The 9,872-nt window shown below is 72.2% G+C and carries 8 protein-coding genes; 5 read left to right on the forward strand and 3 right to left on the reverse strand.

Annotated features, from left to right (window positions below):
* Positions 1-45 precede the first annotated feature (45 nt).
* From FLV34_RS25225 to FLV34_RS25235, 3 genes are all read left to right on the forward strand, one after another.
* A complete protein-coding gene (locus FLV34_RS25225; RefSeq protein ID WP_221889937.1) occupies positions 46-843 on the forward strand; it encodes a glycerophosphodiester phosphodiesterase in 798 nt (265 codons plus the stop codon).
* 138 nt (positions 844-981) lie between these two features.
* Positions 982-2,331: an MFS transporter gene (locus FLV34_RS25230; RefSeq protein ID WP_147944252.1), complete on the forward strand. Its 1,350-nt coding sequence runs from the start codon at positions 982-984 to the stop codon at positions 2,329-2,331.
* A gap of 126 nt (positions 2,332-2,457) precedes the next feature.
* A complete protein-coding gene (locus tag FLV34_RS25235) occupies positions 2,458-2,802 on the forward strand; it encodes an RNA polymerase-binding protein RbpA (RefSeq protein WP_030509898.1) in 345 nt (114 codons plus the stop codon).
* Positions 2,803-2,941: 139 nt separating this feature from the next.
* Here the strand turns inward: FLV34_RS25235 and FLV34_RS25240 are convergent, their stop codons facing one another.
* The 3 genes from FLV34_RS25240 to FLV34_RS25250 all read right to left on the reverse strand — a co-directional run bounded on the left by FLV34_RS25240 (position 2,942) and on the right by FLV34_RS25250 (position 6,683).
* Positions 2,942-3,802, reverse strand: coding sequence for a universal stress protein (locus FLV34_RS25240; RefSeq protein WP_147944253.1), 861 nt, complete (start codon positions 3,800-3,802; stop codon positions 2,942-2,944).
* Between the two features lie 119 nt (positions 3,803-3,921).
* Positions 3,922-6,111: an MMPL family transporter gene (locus FLV34_RS25245; RefSeq protein ID WP_147944254.1), complete on the reverse strand. Its 2,190-nt coding sequence runs from the start codon at positions 6,109-6,111 to the stop codon at positions 3,922-3,924.
* Positions 6,112-6,134: 23 nt separating this feature from the next.
* The gene (locus tag FLV34_RS25250) at positions 6,135-6,683 is read right to left on the reverse strand and encodes a TetR/AcrR family transcriptional regulator (RefSeq protein ID WP_142648804.1); all 549 of its coding nucleotides are present in this window, start codon (positions 6,681-6,683) and stop codon (positions 6,135-6,137) included.
* A gap of 851 nt (positions 6,684-7,534) precedes the next feature.
* Here FLV34_RS25250 and FLV34_RS25255 point away from each other — a divergent pair.
* A complete protein-coding gene (locus FLV34_RS25255) occupies positions 7,535-7,717 on the forward strand; it encodes a hypothetical protein (protein WP_187280727.1) in 183 nt (60 codons plus the stop codon).
* On the forward strand, positions 7,696-9,872 hold a 2,177-nt coding region (locus tag FLV34_RS25260; RefSeq protein ID WP_147944256.1), incomplete at its 3' end, for a DUF222 domain-containing protein. The genes FLV34_RS25255 and FLV34_RS25260, both read left to right, overlap by 22 nt.

A 9,872-nucleotide genomic window follows, 5' to 3' on the forward strand; every position in this document is an offset into this window, starting at 1 on the left:
CCTTGGCGCGCTGACTGTTTCGCCGGAACCCGGCATACTCCTCTCGTGCATCGCCGTTTCGCGTTCCTCGACCACCCCGGACCGCTCGCCTTCGCGCATCGAGGCGGAGCGGCGGAGGCCCGCGAGAACACCATGGCCGCCTTCTCCCGGGCGGTCGAGCTCGGCTACACCTACCTGGAGACCGACGCGCACGCGACCGCCGACGGCGTCCTCCTCGCGTTCCACGACCACACCCTCGACCGGGTCACCGACCGCACCGGCCGCATCTCGCGGATGCCCTACCGTGAGGTGCGCGAGGCCAGGATCGGCGGCCGGCACGAGATCCCGCTGCTGGAAGACCTGCTCGGCACCTGGCCGGACGTACGGTTCAACATCGACGTCAAGGAGAGCGCCGCGATCGCGCCGCTGGCCCAGGCGATCCGACGCACCCGCGCGTACGACCGGGTGTGCCTGACCTCGTTCTCCGACGCGCGGCTGGCCCGGGCCCGGCGGGCGATCGACCGGGAGGTCTGCTTCTCGCTCGGCCCGCGCGGCCTGGCCGCCCTGCGTACGGCCGCGATGGGAGGCGGGTACGGCCGGCTGCTGTCCGGGCTCGCCCGGGCGGGCGTGCCGTGTGCGCAGGCGCCGATCGGGTTCCGCGGCCTGCGGGTGACCACCCGCGCCCTCGTGCGCACCGCGCACGCGATCGGGATGCAGGTGCACGTGTGGACGGTGAACGACCCGGTGACCATGGCCCACCTGCTCGATCTCGGCGTCGACGGGATCATGACGGACAACATCAGCGGCCTGCGCGACGTGCTCAAGTCGCGCGGGCAGTGGCACCCCCGCCCGGCTGAGCCGTGACCACGGACCATCCCGCCCGGCCCGGACCACCCCGCTGACGCCGTCTGTCCCCCGGCTCACCGACCCTGTCCCCTGACGAAACCGGCCTGCGCCGACCTCCCGGCCCCCGGCGACGCTCCACCCCCGTGAGGAGAGACCATGACCGCTCCCCAGGTCGTCCACGAGGAGACCCCCGGCACGCGGCGGCGCGAGCAACGTGGCTGGTACTGGTACGACTGGGCGGACTCCGCGTTCCAGACGACCGTCCTGACCGTCTTCCTCGGGCCGTACCTGACCACGATCGCCACGACCGCGGCGGGCGGCGAGGGCGGCTTCGTGGCGTTCCTCGGCCTCGACCTGCGGCCCAAGGCGTACTTCACCACCATGGTGACGATCTCGGTGCTGCTGCAGATCGTGATCATGCCGGTGGTCGGCGCGCTGGCCGACCACACCGGCCGCAAGAAGCAGATTCTGGGGGTCTTCGCCTACCTGGGCGTGGTGGCCACGCTCGGCTTCTACTTCGTGTCCGGTGACGCCTACCTGCTCGGCGGCGCGCTGTTCCTGATCGCCAACGTGACCTTCGGCGCGGCGCGCGTGGTCTACGACTCCTTCCTGCCACAGATCGCCGGGGCGGAGGAACGCGACGAGATCTCCAGCAGGGGGTGGGGCTTCGGCTACCTCGGCGGCGGCCTGCTGCTCGCGCTCAACCTGGTGATCTACCTGTTCGCCGACATCGAGACGGGCCTGGCGGTGCGGATCAGCCTGGCGTCGGCGGGCCTGTGGTGGGGCGCGTTCACCCTGATCCCGATGCTGCGCCTGCGCAACCGGCGGGTGCCCGTCCACGAGGCGACCGCGGTGCGGGCCGTGGCGGGCAGCGTCCGCCAGCTCGGCCGTACGATCGCCGACCTGCGGCGCTACCCCCGCACGCTGCTGTTCCTCGCGGCCTACCTGGTCTACAACGACGGCGTGCAGACGGTGATCAGCTTCTCCGCCACGTACGCCGACCAGGAGCTGGGCCTGGGCCAGACGCACCAGATCGGCGCGATCCTGATGGTGCAGTTCATCGCCGTCGGCGGCGCGCTCGGGCTCGGACGGCTCGCGCTGAGGTTCGGGACCAAGCGCACGGTGCTGGCCAGCCTGGTGGTGTGGACGGTCGTCGTGGGCGTGGCCTACTTCCTGCAGAAGGGCTCGGCCGTCCAGTTCTACGCGATCGCCTTCGCCATCGCGATCGTCATGGGCGGCACCCAGGCGCTGTCGCGCTCGATGTACTCCCTGGTGATCCCGCCCGGCCGGGAAGCGGAATACTTCAGCCTCTACCAGATCAGCGACAAGGGGTCGGCGTTCCTCGGGTCGCTGGTGCTCACACTGGCGCTCCAGGTCACCGACAGTTACCGCACCGCGATCGTCTCGCTGGTGGTGTTCTTCGTCCTCGGATTCGTCCTGCTCAGCGTTGTCAACCTTCCCCGGGCCATCCGTGAGGCGGGGAACCAGGTGCCCGACCACATCTGAGACCAGTGGGACGGAAAAAGCGCGATTGGATCAGGTCTCCGCTGGGAATCCACACACGGTATCAGGCGTTGTACGCGGTGGCGAACGAACCCCTCGAAGGCGGGGACCTCAGGAGGCTTAAAGACTATGGGCGAGCGTGCACTTCGCGGTACCCGGCTCGGCGCGACCAGCTACGAGAACGACCGCAACACCGACCTGGCCCCGCGCCAGGAGGTGTCCTACACGTGCCCGAAGGGCCATCTCACCACCGTTCCGCTCGCCGTCGAGGCCGAGATTCCCACGACCTGGGAGTGCCGTCACTGCGGCAGCCCGGCACTGCGGGTGGACGCTGAGCAGCCTCAGCAGAAGAAGGCGAAGCCCCCGCGGACCCACTGGGACATGCTGCTGGAGCGCCGCTCGATCGAGGACCTCGAAGAGGTGCTGAACGAGCGTCTCGCCATTCTGCGCGAGCAGCGACGCAAGAGCGCGTAGGGCGCCGGCAACCGCCCCCGGCGGCCCGGACGAACCGGGCCCGCCGGGGGCGTTCGGCATTTCCGGGCCACTCTGTTCTTCGGGGCGCTCTGTTCGGGGCGCTCTGTTCTTCAAGGCTGCGGGGTTCGGCACGGACCGCTCAGCCGGTGGACGCCGAGGTGCGGACGACGGCCATGGGGCCGGTCGCGTGGTGGATCATGGCCTGGCAGACCGACCCGAGGACGAGGCCGGTGAACCCGCCGCGCCCCGCGGAGCCGATGACGAGCAGGTCGGCGCCCGCCGACGCCTGCCGCAGCACGTCCACCGGATGTCCCCGGACGACCTCCTCGACGATCTTGACGTCGGGGTAGAGCTCACGGCGGCCGGCGACGGCCTCCCTGACCATCCGCACCTCGACCTTCTCCTCGTCGAAGTCGTCGGGGAGCGGCGCGAAGCCGCCGCCCCCCTCCAGCGGGCTGTAGGCGTGCACCACCCGCACGCCGGTCCCGCGCAACGCCGCCTCGGCGAAGGCGAAGTCGAGCACCTTGCCGCACGCGGGCGACGCGTCGATGCCCACCACGATCTCCGGCCGCGGCGCGGAGGGCACCTCCCGCACGACGACCACGTCGCACGGGGCGTGACCCACCACGCCGTACGCGACCGAGCCGAGCAGCAGGCCGCGGAAGCCGCCGAGCCCGTGGTTGCCGACCACGAGGAGATCGGCTTCCATGGCAGCCTCGACGAGCGCCGGGCGCGGGTCGCCGGCCAGGATCGCGGTGTCGATCGGCACCCCGGGCGCCTCCGCCTGGGCCCGCTCGGCGGCGGCGCCGAGCACGGCGGCCGCGCCGTCGCGCATCCACGCGGCGACGTCCGTGTACGGGCCCTGCTGGGCGGTCGAGCACGCCCAGGCGGGGATGGCGTTGGCGATGCGCAAGGGGACGCCGCGCAGGGCGGCCTCCCGGGCCGCCCAGCAGACGGCCTCCATGCCGGCGTGTGAGCCGTCGACACCCACGACGATCATGACGCCCTCCCCTCGTCCGGTCCCTCCATCACATCGTTCCCCGCCGTGCCGTACGAGCATCGAAGGTCCCGCAGGGGCGGGACCTCCGGCCCCCGGCGCCCTCTACGACACCCCCGCTCCTACAACAGGGCGCGCTCCGGCTCGACGGCGGCGCGGGTGGTGAGGTGATGACGCAGCCGCTCGCCCTCGACGTCGAGGTCGGGAAGCGCCCGGTCCAGGACGCGGGGCAGCCACCATGCGGCGCGGCCGAGCATGGACATCACGGCGGGGACGAGGGTCATCCGGACCACGAAGGCGTCCACGAGCACACCGACGGCCAGCGCGAAGCCCATCGACTTGATGATCGGGTCGTTCATGAACACGAACCCGCCGAACACCGCCGTCATGATCAGCGCCGCGGCGGTGACCACCCGCGCGTTGTGCCCCATGCCGTTGATCGTCGCCTGGCGGGCAGTGTCGCCGTGCACGTAGTCCTCGCGCATCCGCGAGACCAGGAACACCTCGTAGTCCATGGCCAGGCCGAACAGGATGCCGATGAGCAGGATCGGCAGGAAGCTCACCAGCGGGCCCGGCACGTCCACGCCCAGCAGACCGGCCAGGTGACCCTCCTGGAAGATCCACACGGTGATGCCGAAGGTCGATCCGACGGTGAGCAGGAAACCCAGCGCCGCCTTCACCGGCACCAGGATCGAGCGGAAGACGAGCATGAGCAGCAGCACCGACAGGCCGACCACCAGCAGCAGGTAGACCGGCATGGCGTCGGCGAGCTTGTCGGACACGTCGATGCCCACGGCCGTCGCGCCGGTGACGGCGATCTCCGCGCCGCCGATCGTGGCGACCTTGGCGCGGATGGCGTGCACGGCGTCCTCGGTGGCCGCGGCGGTGGGCCCGGCCTTGGGGATGATGGTCAGCAGCGCGGTTGTGCCGGCGGCGTTCGGCTGCGGCGGGGCCACGGCCAGCACACCGGGGGTCTGCTGGATCAGCTTGGCGGCCTCCCCGGCGGCGGCCGTCGTGGCCGCGCGGTCGGCGGCGGTGACCACGGCGATCAGGCGGGCGTTGAAGCCCTCGCCGAACCCCTCGCTGGTCAGGTCGTACGCCTCGCGAGCCGGAGTGCCCGGGGCGGCGGTGCCCGCGTCGGGCAGGGCCAGCCGCAGGTCCTGGGCGGGCAGCGTCAGCGCGCCGAGGCCGAGGACCCCGGCCAGCAGGATCGGCACGCGCAGCCGGGTGACCACCCGCCCCCAAGTGTGTCCGAAGCCGGCGTGTCCGAAGCCGGCGTGGCCGAAGCCCCGGCCGCCCGCGTCCGCGTTTTCGCCGGTGCGCTGCTTGCGGGGCAGCACCCGGGCCCCGGCGTACGACAGGAAGGCGGGCAGCAGCGTGAGGGCGACCAGCACGGCGACGGCCACGGTGCCGGCGGCGGCCAGGCCCATCACGCTCAGGAACGGGATGCCGACCACCGACAGACCGGCGAGCGCGATGACCACGGTGGCCCCGGCGAACACGACGGCCGATCCGGCCGTGCCGACCGCCCGGCCCGCGGCCTCCTCCGGCGCCACGCCCTCGGCCAGGAACTGGCGGTAGCGGGAGGGGATGAACAGCGAGTAGTCGATGCCGACGGCCAGGCCCAGCATCAGCGCCAGCACCGGCGTGACGGAGGTCAGCTCGACGAGGCCGCTGAGCGCGAACAGGCCGCCCATGCCGGCCCCCACGCCGATCAGCGCGTTCAGCAGGGTCATCCCGGCGGCGACCAGCGAGCCGAAGGTGACGATCAGCACCACCGCGGCGATCACGACGCCGATCCCTTCGGACCCGCCCACCTCCGGCGCGGCGTTCAGGACCTCGCCGCCGTGCTCGACCCGCAGCCCCTTGGCCGATGAGCCGGCCTTCAGGTACGCCGCGCGCTGAGCCTCGGTGACGTCCTTGGCCCCGCGGTCGAACTGCACCTGCACCAGGGCGTAGCGGCCGTCGGCGGAGACGGCGCCGGACTTGAAGGGGTCGAGGGCGGCGACGACGCCGGGGATGCCGGCGGCCTCCTTGACCACCGGTGCGACCTCGGCCGGGTCCAGCTTCCGGCCCTGCGGAGCGGCGACGACGATGGTGCCGGTGGCACCGCTGGCCTGCGGGAACTCCTTGGCCAGGGCGTCCAGCGCCCGCTGCGACTCGGTGCCGGGCATGGCGAACTTGTCGCCGGTCGGGCCGTGGAACGCGGCGGCGGCCAGGCCCAGGACCACGAGGAGCAGCAGCCACACGGCGGCCACGCGCCCGCGTCTGCGGAAGGAGAACCGGCCCAGCCGGTACAGCAGGGTTGCCACAGCAGATCTCTTTCTTCGGGAGGTCAGTCGGCCGGCAGGCCGAGCGTGCGCGACGCACCGCGGGTCAGCTCCGCGCGCAGCGTCTCGTCGGGGAGCGCGAGCTCGCTGGCGCTGGTCAGGATGATCCCCAGCATGGCCATCCAGGCCCAGACCCGGGCCTGGGGGGCGGCCGAGCGGCCGGCCAGGGCGTCCGCCAGCCGTTCGGTCAGGCCGTCCACGTCCGGCAGCTCCGGCCGGTTGATCAGCGCGTCGACGTCCTGCAGCAGGATCTTCACCTGCAGCCGGAAGCGCAGCGACAGGTCGACGAGCCCGGCGACGGCGGCACGGGCCGCCTCCTCGCCGTCGAGCCCGGCGATCCTCTCCTCCAGCGCGGCGAACTCCGGCCCGACGGGGGCCAGCAGCTCGGTGAGAATCGCGTCCTTGTTCGTGAAGTGGTAGAGCAAGGACGCCTTGGAGCAGCCCGCGTCCGTGGCGATGTCCTGCAGGGAGGTGCCGCGGAAGCCGTGCGCGGCGAACAGCCGCACGGCCGAGTCCAGGATGTCCGCCCGCGTGGTGGTTGCGGAACGTGCCATGCGGACACCCTAACTGACCGATCGGCCAGCTTTTGACCGATCGGCCAGTAATCGACCCCGAGCCGCCCACCTGCGCCCCATGCCGGCCGCCGCCCGGCACCTCTCAGCACCCTGTACAGCAGGTCTCCGTCGGCCCCCTATCCGCTGAACGCTGACCAGCTAGGCGGCCGACGCCCCCTTTCCCTCGGCGATCTGAGGCTCCAACCCTTCGCTTCGCACGGTTGTCACTCGCTCACAGAGTGTGAGAGAATCCATACATCAGTTCGAATCGAGCGAGGAGGGTGTGGTGGATCTGTTCGACTTTGATCCTGAGCGCCTTCGTCATTCGAACGATGCCGACGGTGAGTGGTGGGACCGTCTGATCGCCAATTCCCCACTGTGGTCGTCCGATGGCTCGTCCGCCCGCGATCCCTTCCCGATCATCAACTTCGGGCCCCGGCAGCGCGCCGACGCATCTGTTGTCGAGAGCGTGGACGACCCGAGCGCGGACGCCCCAGGCACGCATACCGACAGGGCAGATAGCGACGGCGCGGATGCCACGAGTGGGGCGGCCACCGGTACGTATGCCGCTGGCATGAGCGGTGCTGGCACGGACGGCGCTGACGCGAACGCCGTGTGTTGGACCGCCGACAGCGCGGGATCTGACGCGGGTGCCGCCCGTGGGGCTGCCGATCGTGCGGCTGCCGCCGGTGCGGACGCCGCTGGCGCGAACGCCGCGCGTGGGGCCGCCGACAGTGCGGCATTCGCCGGTGCGAATGTGGGTGGCGCGAACGGCGCTGGCGCGAATGCCGCCCGTGAGACTGCCGAGGACGCGGCTCCCGCCGGTGCGAATGGCTCCGGCGCTAGCGCGGATGGCGCTGGCGCGGCCGGCTCTGGCTCGGGTGCGAGCGCAGGTGCGGGTGCGGGTGCTTCCGGCGGTGTGGGTGGGCGTGATCGTGGCCGTGGTCGTGGTCGTGGTCGTGGTCGGGGTCGTGTGCGGTCGTCGTGGGTGGTGGTGGGGTCGGTTCGTGAGGTGGCCCAAGAGCTGGCGCTGACCCCGCTTCCCGACGACGTGGACATGTGCCTGGCCGAGGCGGAGGAGCTGCTGTTCGCCCGCGACCGGATCACCAGCGCCCTGGCCGACCGCGTCGGCCGGGTCCACCGAGCGGGGCAGGCCAAACAGCACGGCCATGCCTCCACCCGCTGCTGGTTGCGCACCAGTGGGGGGATGACCGTGGGCGGCGCGGGCCGCCTGCTCACCCTCGGCGCGGAACTGCCCCGCCTCCCCACCGTGCGGGAGAAGTTCGCCACAGGGGAGCTGGCGGCCGGGGTGGTGGAGGCCATCTGCGCCGCCGTCGCCGGACTAACCGACGAGCAAGCCGGCCTGGCGGAGCCGATCCTGGTGGACCTGGCCAGTAAAGCGGGGGCGGCGGAGGTCGCCAAGGCCGGCCGCCATCTGCGGGCGGTGCTGGACCCCGATGGGGAAGAGCGGGATGAGCGGGCCGATTACGGGAGGCGGTTCCTGCGGGTCCGCCCGGGCAAGGGCGGCGGCGTGGAAGGAGAGTTCTACCTGCCGCGTGAGGCCGGCGCCCGGTTGATGACGTTGTTGCAGGCGTACGCCAAGCTGAGGGCGCAGGGGGATGACCGCCCGCTGACGGTACGTCAGGCGGACGCCTTGATCGCCCTGCTGGAGCAGAAGATCGCCGCTGAGCTCCTCGTCGTGGTCAGCGCCGAATCCCTCCCCACCGACCCCGAAACCACCGACCCCACCGCCGACCCGGCTACCGAAGACACCGACCCGGCCACCCAAGACCCCGCCGACCCCGCCGCCGACGACACCGACCCCACCCACCCCACCGACCCCCCCGACCCCACCGACGACAACCCATACCCCGCCGACCCGGCCCCCCAAGACACCGCTGCCCCTGCCGCCGATGACGACGTCAGCGACCATCTCGTAGACCTCGGCGACAGCGCGCCCAGCGACTACCTTCCCGACACCGCCGGGACCACTGACGAGCCGAGCCAGGCCGACGACACCGCCGACCACGTCGACGACACGCGGGACGCCGAGGGCTTCGGGGAAGGCCGGGACGACACGGGCGACTCTGCTCCCGGCGAGGCCGGGGCAGATGCCGGTGCGGAGAGCGCCGACGACACCAACGCCTACGCCCCCGACGCCACCGGAAGCGCCGACGACCTGAGCCGGGCCGATGACGCCGTTTCCGGCGCGTTGGGCGACCCCGGCGCTGCGGGCGGCGCTGACGACCCCGACATCCCGGAGGAGTTCGACACTGCCGAAGCTGAGGCCGAGGCGGATGCCGGTGCCGGGAGCGCCGATGACACCGCCCCTGCACCCGCCGAGGCCGACGACGTCAGCGACGACCTCGCGGACCTCAGCGACAGCGCCCTCAGCGGCCACGCTCACCACGCGACCGGAAACCCCGAGGCCCCGAACGAGACCGTTGCCACCGGCGACTGCGACGGCGACGCCGAAAGCACCGACTCCTCAACCGACTCCCCCTATGCCACGAGCGGGCTTCGCGACGGGGAGTCTCGCGGCTGTGGAGCCGGTGAGCGCGGGACCGGTGAGCCTGGGGCCGGTGAGCGGCGGCCCGGCGAGCGGCGGCCCGGCGAGTGCGAGCCGCGCGACACCGTGAACACCGCCACTGCCGAGGGCGACCACACCGCGAACGCCGCCTCCCCCAAGGGCGACGAGACCATCAGCACCCGCCCTGCCGAGCGCGACGAGACCGCGCTCGGCAAGGGCAGAGACGGCGACCGCGCCGCGACTCAGGCAAGAGCACCGCACGCCACCCGGCACGCGTCAGCATGCCCAGCCGACGGTGGCGAGCATGGGCCCACAGCACCTTCGCACACTGCACCTTCGCACGCTGCACCTTCGGACACAGCACCTTCGGGCGCGACGGCTTCGGACGCACAATCATCGCAGGCAGCGCCTTCGGAGGCGGCGCCTTCGGAGACAGCGCGGCCGGATCCTCCGCCCGAGGACGCCTCCGCGCCTCACACCCACGCCGGGCCTCGGCCTGCGGGGGACTACCGGCATGGCCAGGGCACGTGCCGGTGCTGCGGCGAGGCGCGCTGCTCCCGCGCGACGCAGGCGCCGGGGACGCCGGGACTGTCGGAAGCGACACCCGGCGGACCTGGACCGGAGCAGAAGACACCACCCGGGAGGGCATCAGGAACAGC

Source organism: Microbispora sp. CSR-4, assembly GCF_008033685.1.
Taxonomy (GTDB): domain Bacteria; phylum Actinomycetota; class Actinomycetes; order Streptosporangiales; family Streptosporangiaceae; genus Microbispora.